The organism is Cellulosimicrobium arenosum, from assembly GCF_014837295.1.
In the GTDB taxonomy this organism is placed as follows: domain Bacteria; phylum Actinomycetota; class Actinomycetes; order Actinomycetales; family Cellulomonadaceae; genus Cellulosimicrobium; species Cellulosimicrobium arenosum.
Genome location: NZ_JACYHB010000014.1, coordinates 35,302 through 59,324, shown reverse-complemented (window position 1 = coordinate 59,324; position 24,023 = coordinate 35,302). Strand labels below are relative to the sequence as shown.

Below are 24,023 nucleotides of genomic sequence, written 5' to 3'. Positions count from 1 at the left end.
TCTCAGGACGGGGCGGTCAGGGCGTGGGGACGGCGTCGAACACCGCGTCCACGAGCTGCTCCGGCGGGACGTTGTTGGCGAGCGCGTCGAACGTGCGCACGAGCCGGTGGCGCAGCACCGCGTAGCGCACGGCCTTGATGTCGTCCGGGACCACGAACGCGCGACCCGCGATGACCGCGAGCGCCTGACCCACGCGCATGAGCGCGATCCCGCCGCGCGGCGACGCCCCGACGCGCACGTGCCGCTGGAGGTCGGCGACCGGGCGCGGGCCGGAGAAGCGCGTGGTGTTGATGAGGTCCACGATGTAGCGCTTGATCGAGTCGTCGACGTACACGTCGTCGACGAGGCCCCGCAGGAACCGCACGTCGTCGAGCGAGATCGGCTGCGCGGTCATGGGCTCGGTCATCTGGCCGGTCGCGACGCGCTGCAGGATCTCGAGCTCCTGCAGCGGCGCCGGGTACGTCAGGACCTCCTTCATGAGGAAGCGGTCCATCTGCGCCTCGGGCAGGACGTACGTGCCCTCCTCCTCGATGGGGTTCTGCGTCGCGAGGACCATGAAGGGGTCGGGGAGCTTGAACTCCTCGCCGCCGATCGAGGTCTGCTTCTCCTGCATCGCCTCGAGCATCGCCGACTGCGTCTTGGCCGAGGACCGGTTGATCTCGTCGAGCAGCACGACGTTCGCGTGCACCGGGCCGAGCTGCGTGGAGAACTTGCCCGACGCGTAGTTGAAGATCTGCGTGCCGACGATGTCGTTCGGCATGAGGTCCGGCGTGCACTGGATGCGGTGGAAGCTGCCGTCGACCGCGGACGCGAGCGTCTGGGCGGCGGTCGTCTTGGCGAGACCGGGCACCGACTCGAGGAGGATGTGGCCCCCTGCGAGGAGCGTGCTCACCAGGGCCGTGCGCAGCGCCTCCTGCCCGACGACGCGCTGGTCGAACACCAGGCCGACCCGCTTGAGCAGGTGGCTCGCGCGGTCGAGGTCCTCGGTGGGGATGCTGCCGTGCCCTACGGCCATGGGGACGTCCTTCGCAGTGGTCTCGTCGGATGCCCGCCCGGGTGGCCGCGGCCCCCGGCGAACCCGGCCCAGTATGCCAGCGGGGGTCTGGTTCCCCGGCACCTGGTCCACAGGGCGGCATGGGGAGGGGTCCCCTGCGACGCCCGGAGAGCTCCCCTGCGACGCCAGGCGGCCCGGCGGACCCGGTGGCCCGGGAATCTTGCCCGGCGGCGCGTGGTTGGCCGGGCATGAGCACCGACGAACGGGCGGCCCGCGCCGCCGACCCCGCCCTGCTGGATCTCGCCGCCTCGCTGCACCAGGGCGTCCTGACTACGGTCAAGCGCGACGGCCGTCCCCAGCTCTCCAACGTGCTGTACGCGTGGGACCCCGACGAGCTGGTCGCCCGCGTGTCCGTCACCGCGACCCGCGCGAAGACCCGCAACGCCGCGCGGGACCCGCGGGTCTCGCTCCACGTGAGCGCGCCGGACTTCTGGAGCTACGTCGTCCTCGAGGGGGACGCCGAGCTGAGCGACGTCGCGGCAGACCCGGCCGACGCCGTCGTCGACGAGCTCGTGGACACGTTCCGCGGCACGGGCGCGGAGCACGACGACTGGCCCGCGTTCCGCCGCGCGATGGTCGCCGAGCAGCGCCAGGTGCTCCGCGTGCGCGTCACCCACGTGTACGGCATGGCCCGCCCGCCCCGGGCCTGATCGTGGCGGCTCCGGCCGCTCGTTCCCGAGCGCCCGGCCAGCGTCGTTACCCTGGTCCGGTGACCTCGACAGCCGCGCGTCGTGCGCCGTCGGGCGCTCGGTCGGCGAACCCGTGGTGGCTCGTCGCCGCCGGCCCGTTCGCCGTCGCCGTCGCCGTGGTGGCCGTGCTCGCCGCCGGGGCGTTCTCCGGGGCGTTCTCGATCCCCGTCGGGTTTCCCGATCCCGGCGTGCTCGCGCGGCTCGGGACCCCCGTCGCCACGGTGCTGGTCGAGCTGTCGCTCGCGCTGACCCTCGGGTCGCTCGCGCTCGCGGCGTGCGTCCTGACCCCGGGCGAGACGGTGCGCCGCGCGCTGGGCGTCGCCGGAGCGGCGTCGGCGACGTGGGCCGTGCTGACGGTCGTGCAGCTCGTGCTGCGCTACTCGTCGATCTCCGGGTCGGCGATCTCCGATCCCACCTTCGGTGACCAGCTCGGGCTGTTCGTCTCCGAGGTGGGCCTCGGGCGCAGCTACCTCGTCGTGATCGTCGTCGCTGCGGCGACGTCGGCCCTCGCCCTGGGCGTGCGCGGCCCGGTCGGGTCGATGTGGACCCTCGGGCTCGCGCTCGTCGCCGTGGGGGCCCAGGCGAGCACGGGCCACGCTGCGGGGGCGGCGAGCCACGAGCTCGCGGTGTCGACCATGTTCGCCCACCTGACCGGCGCCGCGCTCTGGGTCGGCGGGCTCGGGACGCTCGCCGTGGTCCGCGTCCGCGGCGGGCTGGGGCGCGCAGACTTCGCGGCCGCCGTCGGGCGCTACTCCGTGATCGCGCTGTGGTGCTACGTGGCGGTCGGTCTGTCCGGCGTGGTCAACGCGACGATCCGCGTCGACTCGGCCGCCGGGCTGCTCACCGGCTACGGGATCCTGCTCCTCACCAAGCTCGCGCTCCTGCTCGCGCTGGGGGCCTTCGGGTACGTGCACCGCGAGCGCGTCGTGCGGCGGCTCGGGGCCGCGCCCGCGGGTGGCGGGACCACGCCCGCGGGTGGCGGGACCACGCGGGCGGGTGGCGAGGGCAGCGGCCCGACGCCGCGTGGCGGCCTCTCGGGGAGCGCCGCCCAGGCCACCCGGGGCCTCTTCTGGCGCCTCGTCGCTGTCGAGCTCGCGATCATGGGCGCCGTCTCGGGGGTCGCCGTCGCGCTCGCGTCGACCGCACCCCCCGTGCCGGACGACGTGATCCTCGACAGCACCGCGGCCGAGGTCGTCACGGGGTACCCGCTGCCGCCCGAGCCCACGCTCGGCCGCTGGGTCACGCAGTGGCAGTGGGACGTGCTGGCCGCGGCGGCGTGCGCCGTGGCTCTCGTGGTGTACCTCGGCTGGGTCCGGCGGCTCGCGCGGCGCGGCGAGCGCTGGCCGGTCGGGCGGACCGTGGCGTGGAGCGCCGGGGTGCTGCTCGCCCTCTGGGCGACCTCCGGCGGTCCCGCCATGTACGGGCGTGTCCTGTTCAGCGCGCACACGGCCCAGCTCGTGCTCCTCGTGGCGGTGGTCCCGGTCCTCCTGGCGCTCGCCGCGCCCGTGACGCTGCTCGCGCGCGCGGTGCCGGCGCGCACCGACGGCTCGCGCGGCCCGCGCGAGTGGGTGCTGGGCGTCGTGACGTCGCGCGTGGGGCAGGTCGCGGCGAACCCGGTCGTCGCGACGGTGCTCGTCGCGGGTTCGGTCGTCGGCTACCTCTGGACGCCGGTGCTCGGGCTCGCCCTGACGACCTACGCGGGCCACCTCGCGGCGACGGCGTGGTTCGTGCTCGTGGGGTACCTGTTCGCGAACGCTCTCGTCGGGATCGACCCCGGCCCGCTGCGCCCCTCGCCCGTCCGGCGGCTGGTCCTGCTGCTCGCCGTGTTCGTGCTCTGGGCCGTCGTCGGGCTGGTCCTCACGACGAGCGATGTGCTGCTCGAGGCCGAGTGGTTCGGCCTGCTGGGACGCGACTGGTGGCCGAGCGCGATCGTCGACCAGCAGCGCGGCGGCGCGGTCGCGTGGGCGATCGGCGAGCTGTCGGTCGTGACGCTCGCGGCGATCGTGCTGGTGCGGTGGCTCAGGTCGGGAGAGCCCGCCGCACCCGCCCCCCCACAGCCGACCGAGCGGCGCCCGGACCAGCCCCGTGAAGACACCGGAAGCCGCGCGGAGTACGACGCGATGCTGGCACAGCTGGCCCGCCGCCGCTCCACCCGCCCCACCCGCCCCAAGAACCCGCCGAACACGACATGAGGGTCGTTCTGAGTCGCTTCGCGACCTTCATGTCGTGTTCGACGGCGAGTGGTGGCGTTCTCGAGCGAGGGTGCGGCGGATCTCGTGGACCAGGCGGCCTCGGTGGGGTGCGCCCGGGGGTGTGACGTCGCTGCCGGTGAAGCGTCGGAGGTCGACCGCGCCGGACGCGAGCAGGTCGTTCTGGCGCGCGCGGTCGTGCAGCAGCGCGTCCGGGGTGGAGTGGATGTCCCGGCCGTCCAGCTCGGCGATCAACCACCGGCCGCCGGGCAGGCGCCAGCCGAGGTCGCCGCGCCCGAGGAACCGGTCGGCGTCGTGCACCTCGACCTGGAGGTCGTCCGGGGCGATCCCCGCGTCGACGCAGTCCAGACGCGCGAAGGTCTCCAGCGGGGACTCCGCTCGTCCGTCGGACTCGACCCACCACGAGTGCGTCCGCGCGACGCCGCGACGCCCGCGCGCCAGGTCGTGCGCGTGCGCGAGCTCCGCCGTCGTGATCAGCCTCCGGTGCCGAGCGCTGTCCATGACCGCGACCGCGCGCAGCCGGCCCATCTCCGGCACCGCCTGGGCGAGCGCCCAGTCCGGCGTCGCTACCGGTCGCCCGTCGACCGGGGCGACCGTCATCCCGTCGTCGAACTGGCGCAGCTGGATGCCGTCGCGGGAGCGCCCGGCCCGGGCGCCGGGGAGCGTGACCTCCGGCACGACGTCGGTGCGCACGCCCTCCACGCCCAGCAGGACCAACGCGCACTGTCCGACGGCGATCGCGTCCGGCCCGTAGGCGAGGAGCCCGAGCCACGCCGCCCGACGGCGCAGGTGCTCGTGACGGCGCGGGCCGTCGCGCTGGGACGGCGGCACCCGAGACGTGTCGACGACGCCGTGGGTGATCCGGTGCCAGCGCCCTTGCCGGACCAGACGCTCACGACGGTGCGACGTGACGCCGAACGCGTCGCACTGGCGCGCGGCGAGCAGGCCTTCCTGGGCACGGGCGAGCTCGACCAGCTCGGTCGGGACGTCTGTCAGAGTTCGCACAGGAGGCATCCGAGCAGAGCCGGGCCGATCCAGGCGCCGCTCGACGACCCCCTGTGGACGACGCGACCTCCCGGCCGTCCTGTGCACACCCAGAACCGTCACCCCACCCCACCCACCACCCCACCCCCGCCCACCCCCCACCCACCCCCACCCGGCCCCCCGAAACCCCCACCACCCGCCGTCGAGCACGACGTGGAGGTCGCCAAGAGCGCCAGAACGACTCTCAGGTCGTGTTCGGCGGGGAGGGACGGGGCTTGGGAGCGGCGGGGTGGGCGGCGTGATAGGACGTACTCGTGAGCAACGACGACGCCGCGACCGCCCCGCAGAACCCGTTCCACGACCTCGACGCCTATGTCGCGATCCCGCGCGTCGCGGGGCTCTCGCTGTCACCGGACGGGACGCGGCTCGTGACGACCGTCCAGACCCTCGACTCCCAGCGCACCGGGTACCGCACGGCGCTGTGGGAGGTCGACCCCGTCGGCGAGGCGCCGGCCCGGCGCCTGACCCGCAGCCGCAAGGGCGAGTCCAGCGCCGCGTTCACCGCCGCGGGCGACGTCCTGTTCACCTCCGCGCGGCCCGACCCGGATGCGTCCGACGAGTCCGAGGAAGCACGCAGCGCGCTGTGGCTCCTGCCGTCCGGTGGCGGGGAGGCCCGCGTCGTCGCCACGACCGCGGCGGGCGTGAGCGCGCCGCTCGCGGCGCGCGACGCCCCCGTCGTCTCGGTCGCCGCCGAGGTGCTGCCCAGCGCTCGCGACCTCACGCACGACACCGAGCTCCGCACGGCCCGCAAGGACGCGAAGGTCGCCGCCATCCTGCACGACGCGTACCCCGTCCGGCACTGGGACCACGACCTCGGCCCCGGGCAGCCCCACCGGTTCGTCGCGGACCTGACGGCGCTCGCCGACGAGCCGGCGCGCCCGCTGCCGGAGCCTGCCGGTGACGACGAGGGCGACTCTGCCGACCACGACCCGAGGCTGCTGGACCTGCGGGACGTGAGCCGCGGCGTCGGGCAGGACGACGGGCAGCGCGACGGGCCGGGCCGCGCGCTGACCGACCACGGCGCGGACCTGTCCGCGGACGGCACGACGCTGGTGGTCACCTGGCAGGTCGCGGGTCCCGGGCCGGCGGTCCGCAACGCGCTCGTCGCGATCGACACCGCGACGGGCACGCGTCGCACGCTCGTCGACGAGCCGGGTGCCCAGGCGCACTTCCCCACGATCTCGCCCGACGGCGCGTTCGTCGCGTTCGTCCGCGAGACCCTCACGACGCCCCAGCAGGCGCCGGAGGAGACGATCGTCGTCGTCCCGCTGCACGCCTCCGACGCCGCCGCGGGGACGGCGGGCTCGCACGACGACACCCCCACCACGCGCGCCGAGAACCACGCGACGCCCCGCACGCTCGCGCCCCACTGGGACCGCTGGCCGACGTCGTTGCGCTGGCTCCCCGACGGCTCGGGCCTGCTCGTCACGGCCGACGACGACGGCCGCGGCCCCGTCTTCCTCGTGACCTTCGCGGCGGACTCCCACGGCGAGCACGGCACGGCGCAGCGCGTGACGAGCGACGACGCGACCTTCACGGACGTGCAGGTCTCCCCGGACGGTCGGACCGTCTACGCGCTGCGCACGAGCTACCTCGCACCGGCGCACCCGGTCCGGATCGACCTGGGGGCGTTCCTCGACGGCGGCGCCCCGGGCGAGCGGTCCCCCGTCGCCGCGACGGCGCTCCAGGCTCCCGTCGCGACCCCGGACCTGCCGGGCCGGCTCGTGGAGGTCGAGACGGCGGCGTCGGGCGAGGTGCGCGTGCGCGGCTGGCTCGCGCTGCCGCACGGCGCGAGCGCCGAGGACCCCGCCCCGATGCTGCTGTGGATCCACGGCGGTCCGCTCGGTTCGTGGAACGCGTGGAGCTGGCGCTGGAACCCGTGGCTGATGGTCGCGCAGGGGTACGCGGTGCTGCTCCCGGACCCGGCGCTGTCGACCGGGTACGGGCAGGACTTCGTCCAGCGCGGCTGGGGCGCGTGGGGGCAGGCGCCGTTCACGGACCTCATGGCGATCACGGACCGGGTGGAGGCGCGCGAGGACGTCGACGCGACCCGGACCGCCGCGATGGGAGGGTCGTTCGGCGGGTACATGGCGAACTGGGTCGCGGGGCACACGGACCGCTTCCGCGCGATCGTGACGCACGCGAGCCTGTGGGCACTCGACCAGTTCGGCCCGACGACGGACCACGCCTACTACTGGCAGCGTGAGATGACGGCGGAGATGGCGCTCGAGAACAGCCCGCACCGGTTCGTCGGCGACATCGTCACGCCGATGCTCGTGGTGCACGGCGACAAGGACTACCGCGTGCCGATCGGCGAGGGGCTGCGGCTCTGGTACGAGCTGCTGTCCGCGTCCGGCCTACCGGCCGGCCCCGACGGCGAGACCGTGCACCGGTTCCTGTACTTCCCGGACGAGAACCACTGGATCCTCAGCCCCCAGCACGCGAAGGTCTGGTACCAGGTCGTCCTCGCGTTCCTGGCAGAGCACGTGCTCACGACCCCGAAGGGCGAGGACGACACCCGGCTCCCCCCGACCCTGGGCTGAGCGCCCACCACCGAGCGGAAGCTCCCTCTTCTGGCAACCCACCGGTCGAAGAGTTCGTCGCGGGCGTCAGAGCCCACCGTTGCGACGCGGATTCTCCGGGCGCCTCGGGGCTATGCGCCGGGGACCAGGTCCGACGCCCGCCAGCGGCGGACGAGGTGTCGGTCGGCCGCGCCTCGCGCGGCTTCCCAGGAGCTGCGCTGTGTGGTCTCGCGGTGCTCGAGCAGCGCGTCGCGGTCGTGCTCGAGGGCCCAGAGCAGAGCTGTGCGGACCTCGTAGCGTGAGGGCGCGGTCGGCAGTGTGTCGTGCATGGTCCGTCTCGTCGTCGGTTGTCGCGCGGCCCTGCGGCCGCTTCCACCGAAGGAGACAGGAAAGTCGCCCGTTCGTGACGCGGTTTCTGTGAAGACCTTGTCCGCGTTCTCGCTCGAGACCGAGAGACGCCAGTGCCGGACGAGGTCGCGGTCGGCGGCCTCTCGCGACGCGATCCAGGGGCTGCGCTGCGTCGTGTCGCGATGCTCGAGCAGAGCCGTGCGGTCGTGCTCGAGAGCCCACAGCAGCGCCGCGCGAACCTCGTGATGCGAGGGCGCAGGGCGCGGCGCGCGGTCGCCGTGCACTATGGCAGCCGGGCGGGGGTCCGCGCCAGGTCGAGCACCGCGCTCGCGAACGCGCGTGGCGCCTCCGCCGGGAGCTCGTGGCCCGCGTGCGGGACCTGACGGTGCTCGCGTCGAGTTCCGAAGTGCGTCGCCGACTGCGTCCCGTCGGTTGCCGGGAAGTTGCCGTCCGCGAGCCCGTCGAGCGTGATCGTCGGTACGTCGATCCGGGGGAGTCGCGCCAGCCATCTCTCAAGGCCCTCGTACGTCGGGTCGCCCGGCGCGAGGCCGAGCCGGTGGCGGTAGGAGTGGATCACGACGTCGACGTAGTCGGGGTTGTCGAACGCGACGGCGGACCGCGCGAGGTCGGCGTCGGCGATGGTCCGCTCGGGTGAGTTCCGCGCCCTGATGACACGTGCGACCTCCGCGCGGTTCTGCTCCAGCCCTCGCCGACCGCGTTCGGTCGAGAAGTACCAGAAGTACCAGAACCCGGCCTCGAGCTCGGGGCGGATCGGCGCCTGCGACGCCGCGACGTCCTGCTCGAGGTAGCTGTTGACCGACACGAGCCCGCGCACGCGCTCCGGCCACAGCGCGGCGACGCCGCACGCCGCGCGTCCTCCCCAGTCGTATCCGGCGAGCAGCGGCGCCACGTCGACGTAGCTGTGCACGTCGTACGGATAGCCGTGGAGCAGGACGACCGGCGTGGCGTCCGGGTCTCCGACCTCGACATAGCCGACGGTCAGCGGCCCGGCGTCGACGGTCGAGACGGGACCGAACGCGGTGGTGGTGAGCATCGTCGTCACGCCCGACCAGCTCGCGGACTCGGCGAACGCGCCGTGCAGGAGCACGACGAGCGGCTCGGCAGGCATGGGTCTCTCCTTCGTGTCGACCGGAGGGCGGGCTGCGGTGGGTACCGTCGTCCGTCTCTTGCTCCTCCGACCGCGCCCGGGTCCCGGACGTGACACGTCACCGCAGGGTGCGTGGTGCCAGGCCGCCGACGTCGGGCCTAGCGACCTGACCGGGCCGCGTCGGCGATCGCTTCCGCGAGCTCGCGCGGGCGCGAAAGCATCGGCCAGTGTCCGGTCGGGACGTCGACGTACGTGAGGTCGGCGAGCTCGCCCAGCTCGGTGTGCAGCGGCGGCCCGGGGTGCGCCATCTCGGCCAGGACGGTCGACGGGACGGACGAGCAGATCGCCGTGGCGGGGACGGCGAGCCGCGCGGGGTCCGACACGCGGACCGGGTCGCGCGCGACGCCCGCGGGCGTCGGGACCGCGCGGCCGCGGAACCGGGCGAGCGCGGCGTCGTCCAGGCCGTCGGTGCTCGACCCCTGCTCCGCGAGCTCGTCCCACGTCGGCAGGCCCTGCTCGGTCACGTCAGCGGGCAGCCCAGGGCTCAGCGCGGCACCGTCGACCAGGGGACCGGTGTCGACGTAGACCACCCGGCGCACGCGAGCCGGGTCGCGGTCGACGACCTGCTGCACGACGGGTCCACCCCCGCTGTGCCCCACGAGCACGACGTCGCCGTCGAGGCCCGCCACCAGGGCCGCCACGGCGTCGACGTGGTCGTCGCGCGTCGTCGTGGCACGCTCGGCCGCGGTGTCGTCCGCCGCCATGCCCGGGAGCGTCACGGCGTGCGGGACGAGGCCGGCGGCCTCGAGGTGGGGCACGACGTCGTCCCACGCCCACGCGCCCAGCCAGAAGCCGGGGACGAGGACGACGTGCACGGAGGTCTCGGACGGTCGCTTCTCCTGCTGCGTCATCTCGGTCATGACTCGACCATCGCACCCGGACGGTGACACCTGTCTGTCACCATTGTCGGAGCGCCGCGACCGGGGAGGGTCTCGTGAACAGGACCGAGCGGCTCTACGCGATCGCCGAGGAGCTGCGCCGCGCCGGTCGCAGCGGCACGACCGGTCCGCGGCTCGCCGCGGCGCTCGAGGTGAGCGAGCGCACGATCAAGCGCGACGTCGCCGCGCTCCAGCAGGCCGGTCTGACGATCTGGGCGCAGGCGGGCCCCGGTGGCGGCTACGTGCTCGACCCGAGCGCGACCCTGCCGCCCGTGAACTTCACGCCGGGCCAGGCCGTCGCGGTCGCCGTCGCCCTCGCGACGCTCCCGCCCGGCAGCCCGTTCGCCGTCGACGCCTCGTCCGCGCGCGGGAAGGTGTGGGACACGCTCGGCCCGGACGACCGGCAGCGAGCCGACGCGCTCGCCGCCCGGGTCTGGCTGCGACCGCCGTCGCCACCGGAGGCGGTCGGCCGGGTGCGACCGCCGGTCCCGGGGGTGCCGGACGGCGGCGGGGACGTCGTCGGGCAGGCGCGGACGCACCTGCGCGTGCTGCGTGCGGTCGAGCAGTCGCTCTCCACGTCGCGCGTCCTCGCGATCCGGTACCGCGACGGTCGGGGCGAGGAGACGTCGCGACGCGTCGAGCCGGTGATCCTCGCCCACACCGAGGGCAGCTGGTACCTGGTCGCGTGGTGCCGGCTGCGCGAGGCGGTCCGCTGGTTCCGCCTCGCGCGCGTCGTGCGCGCGGACGTCACGGCCGAGGAGTACGTGCCGCGGGCCGTGGCCGACGTGGGGGAACCGCCGGCCGACGCGGCCGCGGTGCCGGGCGCGCGCTGAGCGAGCCGGGCGGGCGCTCGTCAGTCGCCGCGGAGCACGCAGAACTCGTTGTCCTCGACGTCCGCGAGGACGACGAACGTCTCGCCCTCGCCCTGCCCGACGTCGACGCGTCGGGCGCCGAGGCCCTCGAGACGCGCGACCTCGGCGGCCTGGTCGGACGCGGAGAAGTCGAGGTGGACGCGGTTCTTCGCGACCTTCCCCTCGGGAACCCGCTGGAAGACGAGGCTCGGAGGTCCGAGGACCGTCTCGCCGTCCTGCGGGAAGACGACGGCCTCGCCGTGGGGGCCGCGCTCGCGCCCGCTCCACCCGAGGGCCGCCTGCCAGAAGTCCGCCACCGCGGACGGGTCGGCGCAGTCCACGACGGCGCCGCTGAACGTCAGTGTCATGCAACCAGTGTGACGCAGGCCACGTCGCCCGGCGTCGCGAGATGCGGTGCGCCGGTGTGGGCGGCAGCCAGCAGACTCTCGTCATGGACCAGCAGGAGGCACGGGAGATCAAGTCTCAGCTCGCGGGGTATGCACGCGAGCTCGCGGAGCGCAGCGGGGCGCCGGGGATCGAGGCGAGCGGGGTGCCCGACGCCGCGGCCACCCTGGTCCGCGCGCCCAGTCTCGCGCTCGGGCTGGCGCCGCGCGCCGACGGCCGGTACGCCATCGCGGTGCGGTACCGGCTCGGGGTGCCGGCCGCGCGCAGCATCGCGCGCAAGGTCGCCGCCGAGGCGGGGGAGACGGTGGACGTGCGCCGCACCGGGCGCATCCGCGCGCTCGCCGGCCCGGGCGTCCGACCGCCGGTCGTCACGGCGCTCGCCGTCGGCGAGACGGACCGGGTCCGTCCGCTGCGGCCGGGCGTCTCGATCGCGAACGTCGACGTGACGGCAGGGACGCTCGGGGCGTTCGTCCGGGTGGCTCCCGCCGTGGGTGCGGCCGGGTACGACCCGGCGGCGGTGCACGTCCTGTCCAACTGGCACGTGCTGGTGGGGTCGCCGAGCGGGCAGGTCGGGGACGTCGTCGTGCAGCCCGGGCCGGCCGACGGCGGGCGTGCACCCGGTGACCGCGTGGGCACCCTCGCGTCGCTCGTCCCGCTCGCGGCAGGCGTGACGCAGACGGTCGACGCCGCGCTCGCGCTGCTCGACGACCCCGTGGTCGACCCGGCCTACCCCGTCGGGCGCATCACCCGGACCGCCGTCGCGCTCGGCGGGGAGGCGGTGGGCAAGATCGGCCGGACCACGGGCGTGACCGCCGGCCGCGTGACCGCGATCGAGCTCGACGACGTCGTCGTCGGGTACGGCGACGAGCTGGGCGCCCTGCGCTTCGACGACCAGGTCGAGGTCGAGTCCACCGGGGACGGACCGTTCTCTCGTGGCGGGGACTCCGGCTCGCTCGTGTACCGCGACGACGGCGTCGCGCTCGGGCTGCTGTTCGCCGGGTCGGAGACGGGCGGCACGGACGGGACCGGCCTCACGTACTGCAACCCGATCGGCACCGTGCTGGAGAGGCTCGGCGCGACGCTGCTCGCGTGAGCCCCGGGTCGACGACGCGAGCCCTCCCGCAGATCTCGGACCGGGCGCACAATGGACGCAGGAGGTGGTGCGCCGTGGCGACCATCGGACGAGCGCGCGAGGCCAAGGCGTTGCTGCGCGACGAGCTCGCCGGCTCGGACGGCGTGACCGGCGTCGGGCTGAGCCGAGCTCGACGAGGCGCGTCCGAGGGCGCCGATGTCGATGCCGACGACTGGGTGCTGCGGGTGAACGTCGAGACGTCGGAGGTGCACGTGCCCGGCTCGGTCGCCGGGGTGGACGTCGAGGTGCGCGTGGTCGGAGCGATCAGCCCCACGTAGGCCTGCCGCACCGCGACGGGGGAGAATCGTCGCGTGGTCTCCTCTCGCCTGCCTCGCGTCCGCGCCTCCGAGCTCGTCGGGCGCGGCTGGCTCAACACCGGCGGGCACGAGGTGCGCCTCGCGGACCTGCGCGGAAAAGTCGTCGTGGTCGATTTCTGGACCTTCTGCTGTGTCAACTGCCTCCACGTCCTCGACGAGCTGCGTGAGCTCGAGGAGAGCAACCGTGACACGCTGGTGATCGTCGGTGTGCACTCGCCCAAGTTCGCGCACGAGGCCGACCCGGACGCGCTCGCCGCCGCCGTCGAGCGCTACGACGTGCGTCACCCCGTCCTCGACGACCCCGAGCTCGTCACGTGGTCCGCGTACACCGCGCGCGCCTGGCCCACGCTCGTCGTCGTCGACCCCGAGGGGTACGTCGTCGCGCAGATGGCGGGGGAGGGGCACGCGTCCGCGATCGCGGCGCTCGTCGCCGAGCTGGTCGCCGAGCACGACGCCAAGGGCACCCTCCACCGGGGTCAGGGCCCCTACGTGCCGCCGCCCGCGACGTCGGGCACGCTGCGCTTCCCCGCCACGGCGATCGAGCTGCCGGGCGGGAACCTGCTCGTCGCGGATGCTGGCCACCACTCGCTCGCCGAGCTCGCGTCCGACGCCGAGACGCTCGTCCGCCGCATCGGGTCCGGCGAGCGCGGCCTCGTCGACGGCGCGCCCGACGTCGCCCGGTTCAGCGAGCCGAACGGGCTGTGCCTGGTCCCGGCGCAGCTGCGGCCGCGGCTCGGCTACGACGTGCTCGTCGCCGACACCGTCAACCACGCGCTGCGGGGAGTGCGGCTCGCCGACGGCGAGGTGACGACCGTCGCGGGGAACGGGCAGCAGTACATGGTGGGGGCGGCCGACAACGTGGTGCCGGAGACCGGGGAGGGTGGTGGCGGCGGGTCTTCCGTCCGGCCGCTCGACCCGGTCGCATCTCTCACCGGGCCGAGGCGGCAGAAGCTGTCGTCGCCGTGGGACGTGGCGTGGTCGCAGGACCTCGCGGCGTTCGTCGTGGCGATGGCGGGGAACCACACGCTGTGGGTGTTCCGTCCGGCCGGCACGGCCGAGGAAGGGTCGATCGCGCTGCTCGCCGGGACCATGAACGAGGGGCTCGAGGACGGGCCGGGCGAGTCGGCGTGGTTCGCGCAGCCGTCAGGGCTCGCGGTGGACGACGACGGCGCGATCTGGGTGGCGGACGCGGAGACGTCGGCGCTGCGGCGCGTGACGCCGGTGGACGGTGCAGGCGTCGAGGTGCGGACGGCCGTCGGACAGGGGCTGTTCGACTTCGGCCACCGCGACGGGCCTGCGGAACAGGCACTGATGCAGCATCCCTTGGGGGTCGCGGTGCTGCCCGACGGCAGCGTCGTGGTAGCGGACACGTACGACGGCGCGATCCGCCGCGTCGTCCCCGACCTGTCAGCACCACGTACCACCACGGGTTCACCCGATGCTGACAACCGGGTCGGGGGGCAGGTCACGACGCTCGCCACGGGTCTCGCGGAGCCCAGCGACGTCGTCGTGCAGGTGGTGGACGGGCCGGACGGGTCGGCGGGCATCCACCTGCTCGTCGTGGAGTCCGCGGCGCACCGGATCACGCGGATCGCGCTGCCGTCGACCCTCGCGGGCGAGGTGCTCGACGGCGGCGCGCACCGCACGCAGCGCCCCGTGACCGAGGTCGCCGCGGGGCCGCTGCGGCTCCATGTCCCGTTCGTGCCCGCGCCGGGCCACACGCTCGACGACCGGTTCGGCCCGTCGACCGAGCTGCGCGTCAGCGCGACCCCGCCGGGCCTGCTGCTCTCGGGCGCCGGCACCGGGACCGCGCTCGGGCGCGACCTCGTCGTCGCCCCGGACGTCGCAGAGGGCGTGATCCACGTGACCGCGCGGGCGGCGTCGTGCGACGAGGTCCCGCTGCTCCCCGACGGCACGCCCGACCCGGACGTCTTCCCCGCGTGCCACCTCGCGCAGCAGGACTGGGGCGTGCCCGTGCGCGTCGTACCCCGACCCGCGGCGGGACCCGGCGCCGCGATCCCCGCCGCCGTCCCCGTGCTGAGCCTCCCGCTGCGCGGCTGACGACCCGTGCGGCGGGGACGACGCGGCCGAAGAGGCGACGGCGGACCGCGCGGACCGCGCCGGTGCGACGCGCTGGTGTGACCGGCGGCCGACGGGGCTAGGGTTGCCCGCATGCCAGACGCGACGACGGAGCGCCCTCCGACCGAGCCCGGAGAACCGCGCAACCACGTCACGCTGTCCACCGCGAGCGTCTACCCGCGACGTGCCGCGTACGCGTTCGAGGCCGCCGCCGATCTCGGGTACGACGGCATGGAGGTCATGGTCTGGTCCGACGAGGCCACCCAGGACGCCGACGCGCTCCTGAAGCTGTCCGCCGAGCACGGCATGCCGATCCGGTCCATCCACGCGCCGACCCTGCTCGTCAGCCAGCGCGTCTGGGGACGGGCGCCCGGACCCAAGCTGCGGCACACCGTCGAGATGGCCCAGGAGGTCGGGGCGAGCACCGTCGTCGTGCACCCGCCGTTCCGCTGGCAGTACAAGTACGCGCGCGAGTTCGCCGACCTCGTGCGCGAGCTCGACGGCGCGGGCGGCGTCACCGTCGCCGTGGAGAACATGTACCCCTGGCGTGGGCGCAAGCGCGAGATGAAGGCCTACCTGCCGGGCTGGGACCCGACCGACCACGGCTACGACCACGTCACGCTCGACATCTCGCACGCCGCCGTCGCGCGCCAGGACGCGCTCGGGCTGCTCGACGTGTTCGACGGCCGGCTCGCACACCTGCACCTCGCGGACGGGACGGCGTCGTTCAAGGATGAGCACCTCGTACCCGGTCGCGGCGACCAGCCGTGCGACAAGGTGCTCGGCGAGCTGGTGCGCCGCGGCTGGTCGGGCGACGTCGTCGTCGAGATCACCACGCGCCGGGCGCGCACCGCCGCCGAGCGTCGCGAGGACCTCGCCGCGTCGCTGTTCTTCGCGCGGACCTACCTCACGCCGGGCGACCACCCCCCGTACGAGCCGCCGCCCGGGCACGCGCACCGTCACCTCGACGCGTGGGACGAGGACGACCTGGTGGACGACGACGAGGACGGCGACGGCCCCGCCGGCACCCGGCTGACGTAGGCTCCTCGATCGTGGCTCGCGTCAACGGTCTTCTCGCCGACACGACGCCGCTGCGCACGTCCCCGCCCTTCCGACGGCTCTGGTGGGGCCTCGGCGTCTCCAACCTGGGATCTCAGCTCACCGTCGTCGCCGTCGGGCTGCAGGTGTACGCCCTCACGCAGTCCTCCCTCGCCGTCGGTGTCCTGGGGATCTGCGCGCTCGTGCCGCTCGTCGTGCTCGGCCTGTACGGCGGCGCGCTCGTCGACGCCTACGACCGGCGCAAGGTGGCGCTCGCGGCGTCGTCGGCGCTGTGGGTGGTGACGGCGCTGATCGCGCTGCAGGCCTGGTTCCACGTCGAGTCGGTCGGGGTGCTGTACGGGCTGGTGGCGCTGCAGTCGGCGGCGTTCGCGATCAACAACCCGGCACGCACCGCGATCATCCCGCGCCTGGTCGAGCCGAGGCTGCTCCCGGCCGCGAACGCGCTGCAGACGCTGTCCTGGAACGTCGCCCTGACCGTCGGTCCGCTCGGAGGTGCGGCGCTCGTCGCGCTGTGGGGGTACCAGGTCGCGTACACGATCGACGCCGTCCTGTTCGCCGCCGCCCTGTGGGCGGTCTGGCGGCTGCCGGACCTGCCGCCGCTCGCGGCGTCCCGTCCCGGCGCGTCCCCGGCTGCGGTGGACCCGGCCCGACGTCGGCGCCGCAGCCGCGTCGTCGGGTGGCGGTCGGTCCTCGACGGGCTGCGCTACCTCGGGACGCAGCCCACGATCCGCACGACGTTCCTCGTCGACCTCGCCGCGATGGTGCTCGCGTCGCCGCGCGTGCTGCTGCCCGCCGCGGGGGTCGTCTGGCTCGGTGGCGGCGAGACGACGACCGGCGTCCTCGCGGCGGCGTTCGCGATCGGGGCGGTCCTCGCGAGCGCGTTCTCCGGCGGGCTCTCCCGCGTGCGGTGGCAGGGTCGTGTCATCGTGTGGGCGATCACCGCGTACGGGGCGTCCATCGTGCTGTTCGGTCTCGTGCTCGTGCAGGTGGGCGCGACGTCTCCCGGCACCGCGCTCGTCGGGTGGATCGTCGCGGCGGGCGTCGCGCTCGCGCTCGCCGGGGCGTCCGACGCCGTGAGCTCGGTCTTCCGGCAGACCATCCTGCAGACGGCCGCACCCGACGACATGCGCGGTCGCCTCCAGGGCGTGTTCATCGTCGTCGTCGCGGGCGGGCCGCGTCTCGGAGAGCTCGTGCTCGGTGCGGACGCGGCGTGGGTGGGCGAGGCCTGGGCCGCGGTGATCGGGGGCGTCGCGTGCGTCGTCGTGCTGTGGCTCGTCGTGCGCGCGCAGCGCGGGTTCTGGCACTACGACGCCCACCACCCCGAGCCCTGAGCGGACGTCGGTCGAGCGGTACGGTCGAGACGTGCACCTGCGCGACTACGACCCCGCGGACGCCGCCGCGACGCTCGCGGTGTTCGACCGCGCGGTCCGGCTCACGGCGAGCCACGACTACACGCCCGAGCAGGTCGCCGCGTGGGCTCCGCACGACGACGGCGAACGCGACCTGGAGGCCTGGGCGGCACGCCGCGCCGGCGCCCGGACGCGGGTCGCGTGCTCCGGAGAGCGGGTCGTCGGCTTCACCGACGTGGACACCGACGGCTACGTCGACATGATGTTCGTCGACCCGGACGTCGCTCGGCAGGGCGTCGCGTCGGCGCTCCTCGCGTGGGTGGTGCAGACCGCGACGCGCGACGGCGCGACCGAGCTCACCACGCACGCGAGCCGCACGGCGCGCCCGTTCTTCGAGCGGCACGGTTTCGTCCTGGTGCGTGAGCAGCGACCGGTGCTCCGGGGCGTCGAGCTGGTGAACTTCGCGATGCGCCGCCCGCTCGGAGCGGCATAGGCGGTACCCGCTCCGGTCACCGCACGTGCGGATCGGCGGCGCGTGGGATGTTCAGTCGCCCGCGAGCTCCGCGACGTGCCGGCCGTGCACCTCGTGCTCGTCGTCCTCGGAGGCCTCGTGCAGCGCCTCCGCGGTCGCGGCACCGCGGTTCTTGAAGTGGCCCAGCGTGGAGAGGAGGAGGCCGAGGGCTGCCCATCCGGCGAGGACCGACCACAGCAGGGCGACGTCGGCGCGCGGGAAGTACGAGAGGTCGCGCAGCAGCGTGGACGACGCGCCCGGGGGCATCCACTGGCCGACCTCCCCCCAGGGGCGGGCCATGAACTCCACGGGGAGCTGAGCGCCGGAGAGCGGGTTGGCGACGAGGAGGAACAGCACCGGCCCGACGGCGATCCCGCGGGTGCCCAGGAGAGCGACCGCCCCGGTGATGACGGCGCCGATCCCGAACAGGGTGAGGGCGACGACCCCCGCGTCGCCCCAGAACGCGCCCTGCAGGCCGCCGAGCGCGTGCAGGATCCCGGCGATCGCCGTGCCGCCGGCGACCGAGTAGACGACCAGGCCGGTGACCCGGCGCCACACGCCGACGACGAGCGTCGAGATCGCGATGCCGCCGATCATGCCGCCCAGCACGAGCGGGAACGAGGCCGCGGCCATGGTGGTGCCGCGCGCGTCGTCCGCCGACAGTGGCACGACGTCGGTCAGCCCGACGGTCACCTGCGCGTCGGCGGGCGCGGCCTGCGCAGCGAGCGCGGCGTCGACCTGCGCCTGGAGCGCGGGCTGCAGGCCTGCGAGCATCGGTGCGACGACGGGGCTCGCGGCCGAGGCGGTGAGGACCTCCGGCTGCGCCCCGAGCACGACGGCGCCGTACGCCTCGCGCGTCTCGATCGCGTCGACGGCGGCGGTGCGGTCCTCGACCTCGACGAACGTGAAGGCGTCCGGCGCGTGCTCGGCGATGCCGGCCTCGACCTGGGCGACCTGTGCCGCGTCCCCGCTGCCGGCTACTGCGAGCGGCAGGTCCTTCGGCTCGGCCGTGACCGACGGCCACAGGAACGCGAGGACGAGCACGCTCGCGAGCGCGACGAGCCCCGTCCCGATCGCGACGACGCGCGACCAGTGGGTGTGGGGCATGGGGGTGGGTGCGGGCATGGATCCTCCAACAGGAAAAACGAATGTTCGTTCTCCATGGTGCGCGCACCCGCGGGGTGTGTCAAGAACGATCGTTCCGTTTATGCTGACCCGATGCCGAGGGTGAGCGAGGAGTACCGCGCGGCGCGACGTCGGGAGATCGCCGACGCCGCGCTGCGAGCGGTGCGCCGCAAGGGTTTCCAGGCCGCGTCGATGGCGGACATCATCGCCGAGTCGGGGATGTCCGCAGGAGCCATCTACGGCTACTACGCCGGCAAGGGCGAGATCGTCCACGAGGTCGCGACCCGGATCGTGGGCGGTCGACTCGAGGACGTGGAGCGGCTCGCGGCCGCGGACCCCATGCCGCCACCCGCCGACGTCGTCCGCGTGCTGGCGTCCGGCATGCTGGAAGAGCTCGGCGAGACCGGCGTCCTGGTCCAGATGTGGGGCGAGGCCGTCACCGACCCCACGCTGCAAGGGCTCGCGTCTGCCGTCCTCAGCCAGCTCCGCGACGCCTACGTGCGCTACCTCTCGGCCTGGCACCAGCGCGAGCACGGCCTGGCGCCGGAGGACGCGGACGCGCTCGGCGCCGACCAGGCGCCGCTCTTCCTCGCGGCGAGCCAGGCGTTCGTCGTCCAGAGCGCGCTGCTCGACGACTTCGACGCCGAGGCCTACCTCGACCGCGTCACGCGCCACCTGCCGCGCTGACGACCGCTCACGTGAGTCCCGCGTCCCGCGCGACGATCGCCGCTTGCATGCGCGACGCCACCCCGAGCTTGGCGAGCACCCGCGACACGTGGGTCTTCGCCGTCGCCTCCGAGATGACCAGCTCGGCGGCGACGCCCTGGTTGGACAGCCCGCGCCCCAGCGCGGCGAGCACGTCGACCTCACGCGGCGTGAGGTCGACGAGGCGTGGGTCGTCCGGCCCGACGCCCGCCCGCTCCCTGCCCGACGCCGGGTGGCGAGGGACGTCGTCGGGCACCGGGCCGCGTGCGAACGTGGCGAGGACGCGTCGCGTGACCTCCGGCGCGAGCACGCCGTCGCCGTCGGCGACGCGGCGCACGGCGTCGAGGAGCGCGGCGGGCTCGGCGGTCTTGAGGAGGAAGCCTGCGGCCCCCGCGCGCAGCGCCGAGTCGACGTACTCGTCGAGATCGAACGTCGTGAGCACGAGCACGTCCGCGACGCCCTCCGCCGTGAGGGTGCGGGTCGCCTCGATACCGTCGACACCGGGCATGCGCAGGTCCATGAGCACGACGTCCGGCCGCAGCGCGCGGGCGTTCCTGATCGCCGCGGTGCCGTCGGCGGCCTCGCCGACGACGTCGACGTCGTCGGCCGCGTCGAGCAGGAGCCGCAGCCCCGCGCGGATCGCCGCGTGGTCGTCGGCGAGGAGAACGCGGATCCGCGGGCGCGTCATCGTGCGGCCCCGCGCGCCGTCGGGACCGTCGGTGCCGAGATCGTCGCAGGGACCGTCGCGCGGACCGTCCACCCGCCGCCGCCCGCCGACCTGTCCCCGGGGCCGGCCTCGAGCGAGCCGCCGAGGCCCTCGGCGCGTTCGCGCATCGTCAGCAGTCCCGTCCCCGCGCTGAGCGCCGGGTCCCCGAGGGATGCCGGCCCGGGTGCGCCGTCGTCGTGGACGGTGAGCACGACGTCGGGCCCCGCGCGGTCGAGCCGCACGGCGACCGGCGCACCCGGTGCGTGCTTGAGCGCGTTGGTCAGGGCTTCCTGCGCGATCCGGTACAGCGCCTGGTCCGTCGCGGCGGGCAGGTCCGCCACGCCCGGACCCTGGACGACGGTCACCCCGGTCCCGGTGGCGCGCGCCGTGTCGACGAGCGTGCCGAGCTCGGCGAGCCGACCCGGCGCGACGACGGGCTCCGACCCGCGCTGCTCGCTGCGCAGGAGCAGGATCATGGAGCGCATCTCCTCGAGCGACGTCACCGCGCTCGCACGCACCTGCTCGAGCGCGGCGCGGTCGCGTCCCGCGTCCGGCGGGAGCTGGAGCGCGGCGCCCGAGTGGATGGCTATCGCGGACAGGTGCGACGCGATGACGTCATGGAGGTCGCGGGCCATCGAGGCCCGCTCGGCCCGGATCGCCTCGTCCCGGTCGAGCGCGGCGATGCGCTCGAGGTCGCTCCCGCGCCGACGCTCGAGCTGCGCGGCGCGGTCCGCGCTCGCGGCGTCGCGGGCGGCGAGGTCGGCGCGGTCGCGCTCCAGGTCGGCGAGCTCGCTCTTCTGCCGCACGTTCGTCGCCCACCACAGGGGCAGCAGGAGGACCGCGCCGAGCTGCAGGCCCGTGTAGACGAAAATCCGCACGTCGCGCGCGGCCTCGCCGGCGGCGACCGCGCCGAGCACCGAGACGACCACCGTCACACCCCACAGCCACGCGCGCGCCCGCGGGCTGCCCCACGTCGCCGCCGCGTACAGCAGGTCCCACAGCACGAGGGTGATCGCGAGCGACCCGCCCCACCACAGGTCCACGAGCACGACGACGACGCCGCCCGCGAGCGCGAGCATCGGGTGCCTCCGCTTGACGAGGATGAGCGCGCACCCGACCGCGAGCAGCGCGTACCGCCACCACGGCTCGGGCGCCACGACCCCGGGAGCGCCGTCGACGACGACGAGGTCGACCAGCCCGACCTCGATGAGCAGCGCGCCGAGCAGGAACGTCATGACGGCCGTCACGACGTCGTTGCGCCGGTCCTCGAGGCGCAGCACCTGGCGCAGGGCGCCGTCGCGGGACCACCAGCGGGCTGGGCTCACGTCTCCATCCCAGCACACGCGTCGTCGTCGTGGGATCGGTCGAAGGGTGTAGGCGCGACCGTCGCACGGCACCAGGATCGCTCGTCCGGCCGACGACGCGCCCGCCGGCCCGGGGGAGGGTCGGGGCATGGACCTTCCTCTCGACCTCGCCGGGGCCGACGGCGCCGGGCTCGGCCTCGCCACCATGGCGGGAGTGCTCGTCGTGCTCGCCCTGATCGACTCGACCAGCTTCGGCACGCTCCTGATCCCCGTGTGGCTGCTGCTGGCGCCGGGTCGGCTCCGGGCCGGGCGTGTGCTCGCCTACCTCGCGACGGTCGCCGGCTGCTACCTCGTCGTCGGGATCGTCGTGACGCTGGGCGCGGGAGCGTTCCTCGACCGGTTCGAGGACGCGCTCGAGACGCGTGCCGCGGCGATCGCGCAGCTCCTGCTCGGGATCGGGCTGTTCGCGCTGAGCTTTCGGTTCGACGGCAAGCGCGCGGCACGCCGGGCGGAGCGTGCGGCCGCGGTCGGTCGCGCGCCGACGCCGGGGCGGCTGTCGCGGTGGCGCGAGCGCGCGCTCGGCATCGACCCCCGTGCGGACGGCGGGGTCGCGCCCGGCGGTGCGCACGGTGGCCCGGCCGTCCGGGCGCGTCCGGCCGTACTGCCGCTCGTCGGCCTCGCGCTCGGGGCCGTCGCGATCGAGGTGGGCACCATGCTCCCGTACCTCGCCGCGATCGGGATCGTCACGACGTCCGACGTCGCGTGGCCGGCGTCCGCGGGCGTGCTCGCCGCGTACTGCGCGGTGATGGTCGCTCCCGCGCTGCTGCTCCTCGCAGGCCGGCTCGTGGCGGCCCGCGCCGTCGACCCGCTGCTGCACCGGCTCGACCGTTGGCTCACGAAGAACGCGGCGGAGACGACCGGCTGGGTCGTGGGGATCCTCGGCGTCCTGCTGGCCCTGGACGCGATCGGCCGCCTCGGCTGGACGGGCTGAGCCGTCCTCGGTGCGTCGTGCACCACGAGGCGGCAGCAGCCCGCCCGGGGTTCCGGGACGGGCCACTGCCGCATGTTTGCGGGTGGAGGCTAGCGTGTGCTGCCGTTGGTGCCCGACGGCGCGTCGTTCTCGGCCGGCGTGCCGCCCGCGAGGCCGGCGATGAGCTGGTTGATGTCGACGCCCGTGAGCTGCTTGATGACGCCCTGGCCCTCGCCGAGGACGGACGCGACGTTCTTGGTGACCGCGGACGCGCCGTCGGTCGAGATGACGGTCATGCCCTGGATGTTGCCGATGGGCTCGGCCGCGGCGCGGACGATCTCCGGCAGGCGCTCGATGAGCTCCTGCACGAGCGCGGCCTCGCCGTACTTCTTGAGGGCCTCGGCCTTGGCGTCGGTCGCCGTGGCCTCGGCGCGACCCTCTGCCTCGATCGCGAACGCCCGCGCCTCGCCCTCGGCCTTGATACCGGCGGCGTGGGCGACCTGGCGGTCACGCTCGGCCTCACCGGCGCGACGCACGGCCGCGGCCGACGCCTCGGCGTCCTGGATCGCCGCGGTCTTGTTCGCCTCGGCGATGACCGTGCGCTTGTACGCGTCGGCCTCGGTCGCGGCGTTCGACGAGTCCCGGCGCGCGTTCGCGTCCTGGACCTCCGCATAGGCCTTGGCCTCGGCCGGCTTGCGCACCTCGATGTCGAGCCGCTCCTGCGTCACGCGTGCCTGCTCGGCGAGCGCCTCGCGCTCCTGCTGGGCGACGAGACGGTCCTGCTCGGCGCGCGCGAGCTGACCGGATGCGTCGGCCTCGGCGTTGGCACGGTCGGTGTCCGCCTTGATGACGGCGCGCTTGAGGTCGAGCGCCTTCTGCCGCTCGGCGATCTGCTCGGCGGCCTCGATGACGGCGAACTCCGACGCGCGCTGCGCCTCGGCCTCGGAGACCTCGGCGACCTGGCGGGCCCGTGCGGACTCGGCGCGACCGAGGTTCGCCAGGTAGTCCGAGCCGGGCGTCGAGATGTCGGAGATGTTGAGCAGGTCGACCTGGAGGCCCTGCTCGGAGAGGTCGGTCTTCGTCGAGCTGACGACCCGGTCCGACAGGCCCTTGCGGTCGGAGATGATCTGCTCGATCGTCATGTCGCCGACGATGGAGCGCAGCGAACCCTCGAGCGACTCCTTGATGATCTCGGTCAGGGTGCCCTGCTGGGACAGGAAGCGCTGGGCCGCGCGGCGCACGCCCTCCTCGTCCCCGCGGACCTTGAAGTTGATCGAGGCCTTGATGGCGATCTTGATGCGGTTCTTGTCGACGCCCTCGACGGTGATGCCGATCTGGCGCTGCTCGAGCGAGATCGGGAAGCCTTGCTGCAGGATCGGCCACACGAAGGTGCGGCCACCGACGATGACCTTCTGGCCGGTCCCGCCGGCCTCCTTGCGGCCGGCACCCCGACCCACGATGACGAGGGCCTCGTTCGGCGGGACGCGGCGGATGCGCTTGCTGATGAAGATGACCACCGCGAAGAACGCGATGACCAGCGCGACGATCGCGATGGTGGTGATGAGGTTCCTGTCGTCCATGAGGCGCGCCGGGGCGC

22 protein-coding genes are annotated in these 24,023 nt (G+C 74.5%); 12 read left to right on the top strand and 10 right to left on the bottom strand.

Annotated features, from left to right (window positions below):
• Positions 1–16 precede the first annotated feature (16 nt).
• On the bottom strand, positions 17–1,015 hold the full coding sequence (locus tag IF651_RS14845) for an AAA family ATPase (protein ID WP_191829915.1): 999 nt from the start codon (positions 1,013–1,015) through the stop codon (positions 17–19).
• Between the two features lie 227 nt (positions 1,016–1,242).
• On the opposite strand from IF651_RS14845, the gene IF651_RS14840 reads away from it, so the two are divergent.
• Positions 1,243–1,704 (top strand): PPOX class F420-dependent oxidoreductase, encoded by a 462-nt coding sequence (locus IF651_RS14840; RefSeq protein WP_191829914.1) that lies wholly within the window; start codon positions 1,243–1,245, stop codon positions 1,702–1,704.
• A 59-nt stretch (positions 1,705–1,763) separates the two neighbouring features.
• Positions 1,764–3,935: a cytochrome c oxidase assembly protein gene (locus IF651_RS14835; RefSeq protein WP_191829913.1), complete on the top strand. Its 2,172-nt coding sequence runs from the start codon at positions 1,764–1,766 to the stop codon at positions 3,933–3,935.
• A gap of 27 nt (positions 3,936–3,962) precedes the next feature.
• Here IF651_RS14835 and IF651_RS14830 read toward each other — a convergent pair whose 3' ends face one another.
• On the bottom strand, positions 3,963–4,958 hold the full coding sequence (locus IF651_RS14830) for a type IV toxin-antitoxin system AbiEi family antitoxin domain-containing protein (protein WP_191829912.1): 996 nt from the start codon (positions 4,956–4,958) through the stop codon (positions 3,963–3,965).
• 293 nt (positions 4,959–5,251) lie between these two features.
• Here IF651_RS14830 and IF651_RS14825 point away from each other — a divergent pair, with 293 nt between their 5' ends.
• Positions 5,252–7,540: a prolyl oligopeptidase family serine peptidase gene (locus IF651_RS14825; RefSeq protein ID WP_191829911.1), complete on the top strand. Its 2,289-nt coding sequence runs from the start codon at positions 5,252–5,254 to the stop codon at positions 7,538–7,540.
• Positions 7,541–7,650: 110 nt separating this feature from the next.
• Here IF651_RS14825 and IF651_RS14820 read toward each other — a convergent pair whose 3' ends face one another.
• The 3 genes from IF651_RS14820 to IF651_RS14810 all read right to left on the bottom strand — a co-directional run bounded on the left by IF651_RS14820 (position 7,651) and on the right by IF651_RS14810 (position 9,895).
• A complete protein-coding gene (locus tag IF651_RS14820; protein ID WP_191829910.1) occupies positions 7,651–7,848 on the bottom strand; it encodes a hypothetical protein in 198 nt (65 codons plus the stop codon).
• A gap of 302 nt (positions 7,849–8,150) precedes the next feature.
• A complete protein-coding gene (locus IF651_RS14815) occupies positions 8,151–8,996 on the bottom strand; it encodes an alpha/beta fold hydrolase (RefSeq protein WP_241744498.1) in 846 nt (281 codons plus the stop codon).
• Positions 8,997–9,133: 137 nt separating this feature from the next.
• The gene (locus tag IF651_RS14810; protein ID WP_206715354.1) at positions 9,134–9,895 is read right to left on the bottom strand and encodes an alpha/beta fold hydrolase; all 762 of its coding nucleotides are present in this window, start codon (positions 9,893–9,895) and stop codon (positions 9,134–9,136) included.
• A 74-nt stretch (positions 9,896–9,969) separates the two neighbouring features.
• Between IF651_RS14810 and IF651_RS18295 the strand changes: the two genes are divergently transcribed.
• Complete coding sequence (locus IF651_RS18295) at positions 9,970–10,746, top strand: WYL domain-containing protein (RefSeq protein ID WP_191829909.1); 777 nt, start codon at positions 9,970–9,972, stop codon at positions 10,744–10,746.
• Between the two features lie 20 nt (positions 10,747–10,766).
• Here the strand turns inward: IF651_RS18295 and IF651_RS14800 are convergent, their stop codons facing one another.
• Positions 10,767–11,132 carry a VOC family protein gene (locus IF651_RS14800; RefSeq protein ID WP_191829908.1) on the bottom strand — a complete coding sequence of 122 codons (366 nt, stop codon included), beginning with the start codon at positions 11,130–11,132 and terminating at the stop codon, positions 10,767–10,769.
• An 83-nt stretch (positions 11,133–11,215) separates the two neighbouring features.
• Here IF651_RS14800 and IF651_RS14795 point away from each other — a divergent pair, with 83 nt between their 5' ends.
• The 6 genes from IF651_RS14795 to IF651_RS14770 all read left to right on the top strand — a co-directional run bounded on the left by IF651_RS14795 (position 11,216) and on the right by IF651_RS14770 (position 17,598).
• Positions 11,216–12,262: a chymotrypsin family serine protease gene (locus IF651_RS14795; protein ID WP_191829907.1), complete on the top strand. Its 1,047-nt coding sequence runs from the start codon at positions 11,216–11,218 to the stop codon at positions 12,260–12,262.
• Positions 12,263–12,336: 74 nt separating this feature from the next.
• The gene (locus IF651_RS14790) at positions 12,337–12,579 is read left to right on the top strand and encodes a hypothetical protein (RefSeq protein ID WP_191829906.1); all 243 of its coding nucleotides are present in this window, start codon (positions 12,337–12,339) and stop codon (positions 12,577–12,579) included.
• Between the two features lie 33 nt (positions 12,580–12,612).
• Complete coding sequence (locus IF651_RS14785) at positions 12,613–14,679, top strand: thioredoxin-like domain-containing protein (RefSeq protein ID WP_191829905.1); 2,067 nt, start codon at positions 12,613–12,615, stop codon at positions 14,677–14,679.
• A gap of 111 nt (positions 14,680–14,790) precedes the next feature.
• The gene (locus tag IF651_RS14780) at positions 14,791–15,738 is read left to right on the top strand and encodes a sugar phosphate isomerase/epimerase family protein (protein ID WP_191829904.1); all 948 of its coding nucleotides are present in this window, start codon (positions 14,791–14,793) and stop codon (positions 15,736–15,738) included.
• A gap of 11 nt (positions 15,739–15,749) precedes the next feature.
• Positions 15,750–17,087 carry an MFS transporter gene (locus tag IF651_RS14775; RefSeq protein WP_191829903.1) on the top strand — a complete coding sequence of 446 codons (1,338 nt, stop codon included), beginning with the start codon at positions 15,750–15,752 and terminating at the stop codon, positions 17,085–17,087.
• Between the two features lie 31 nt (positions 17,088–17,118).
• On the top strand, positions 17,119–17,598 hold the full coding sequence (locus tag IF651_RS14770; RefSeq protein ID WP_191829902.1) for a GNAT family N-acetyltransferase: 480 nt from the start codon (positions 17,119–17,121) through the stop codon (positions 17,596–17,598).
• Between the two features lie 51 nt (positions 17,599–17,649).
• On the opposite strand, the gene IF651_RS14765 is transcribed toward IF651_RS14770, so the two are convergent.
• Positions 17,650–18,741: an ABC transporter permease gene (locus IF651_RS14765; protein ID WP_191829901.1), complete on the bottom strand. Its 1,092-nt coding sequence runs from the start codon at positions 18,739–18,741 to the stop codon at positions 17,650–17,652.
• 93 nt (positions 18,742–18,834) lie between these two features.
• Here IF651_RS14765 and IF651_RS14760 point away from each other — a divergent pair, with 93 nt between their 5' ends.
• Positions 18,835–19,428: a TetR/AcrR family transcriptional regulator gene (locus IF651_RS14760; protein WP_191829900.1), complete on the top strand. Its 594-nt coding sequence runs from the start codon at positions 18,835–18,837 to the stop codon at positions 19,426–19,428.
• Between the two features lie 7 nt (positions 19,429–19,435).
• Here IF651_RS14760 and IF651_RS14755 read toward each other — a convergent pair whose 3' ends face one another.
• Both IF651_RS14755 and IF651_RS18290 read right to left on the bottom strand, forming a co-directional pair.
• Positions 19,436–20,134 (bottom strand): response regulator, encoded by a 699-nt coding sequence (locus IF651_RS14755; RefSeq protein ID WP_191829899.1) that lies wholly within the window; start codon positions 20,132–20,134, stop codon positions 19,436–19,438.
• A complete protein-coding gene (locus IF651_RS18290; protein WP_191829898.1) occupies positions 20,131–21,477 on the bottom strand; it encodes a histidine kinase in 1,347 nt (448 codons plus the stop codon). The genes IF651_RS14755 and IF651_RS18290 overlap by 4 nt, the downstream gene beginning before the upstream one ends.
• Before the next feature lie 127 nt (positions 21,478–21,604).
• Between IF651_RS18290 and IF651_RS14745 the strand changes: the two genes are divergently transcribed.
• On the top strand, positions 21,605–22,447 hold the full coding sequence (locus IF651_RS14745) for a GAP family protein (protein WP_191829897.1): 843 nt from the start codon (positions 21,605–21,607) through the stop codon (positions 22,445–22,447).
• 89 nt (positions 22,448–22,536) lie between these two features.
• Here the strand turns inward: IF651_RS14745 and IF651_RS14740 are convergent, their stop codons facing one another.
• A complete protein-coding gene (locus tag IF651_RS14740; RefSeq protein ID WP_191829896.1) occupies positions 22,537–24,006 on the bottom strand; it encodes a flotillin family protein in 1,470 nt (489 codons plus the stop codon).
• Positions 24,007–24,023: the final 17 nt, after the last annotated feature.

Excerpts from the sequence above, each read along its gene's own strand:
- IF651_RS14745 (WP_191829897.1), top strand. The coding sequence starts at position 21,605 with ATGGACCTTCCTCTCGACCTCGCCGGGGCCGACGGCGCCGGGCTCGGC.
- IF651_RS14795 (WP_191829907.1), top strand. The coding sequence starts at position 11,216 with ATGGACCAGCAGGAGGCACGGGAGATCAAGTCTCAGCTCGCGGGGTAT.
- IF651_RS14820 (WP_191829910.1), bottom strand. The coding sequence starts at position 7,848 with ATGCACGACACACTGCCGACCGCGCCCTCACGCTACGAGGTCCGCACA.
- IF651_RS14815 (WP_241744498.1), bottom strand. The coding sequence starts at position 8,996 with ATGCCTGCCGAGCCGCTCGTCGTGCTCCTGCACGGCGCGTTCGCCGAG.
- IF651_RS14800 (WP_191829908.1), bottom strand. The coding sequence starts at position 11,132 with ATGACACTGACGTTCAGCGGCGCCGTCGTGGACTGCGCCGACCCGTCC.
- IF651_RS14810 (WP_206715354.1), bottom strand. The coding sequence starts at position 9,895 with ATGACCGAGATGACGCAGCAGGAGAAGCGACCGTCCGAGACCTCCGTG.
- IF651_RS14765 (WP_191829901.1), bottom strand. The coding sequence starts at position 18,741 with ATGCCCGCACCCACCCCCATGCCCCACACCCACTGGTCGCGCGTCGTC.
- IF651_RS14760 (WP_191829900.1), top strand. The coding sequence starts at position 18,835 with ATGCCGAGGGTGAGCGAGGAGTACCGCGCGGCGCGACGTCGGGAGATC.
- IF651_RS14740 (WP_191829896.1), bottom strand. The coding sequence starts at position 24,006 with ATGGACGACAGGAACCTCATCACCACCATCGCGATCGTCGCGCTGGTC.
- IF651_RS14845 (WP_191829915.1), bottom strand. The coding sequence starts at position 1,015 with ATGGCCGTAGGGCACGGCAGCATCCCCACCGAGGACCTCGACCGCGCG.
- IF651_RS14840 (WP_191829914.1), top strand. The coding sequence starts at position 1,243 with ATGAGCACCGACGAACGGGCGGCCCGCGCCGCCGACCCCGCCCTGCTG.
- IF651_RS14755 (WP_191829899.1), bottom strand. The coding sequence starts at position 20,134 with ATGACGCGCCCGCGGATCCGCGTTCTCCTCGCCGACGACCACGCGGCG.
- IF651_RS14780 (WP_191829904.1), top strand. The coding sequence starts at position 14,791 with ATGCCAGACGCGACGACGGAGCGCCCTCCGACCGAGCCCGGAGAACCG.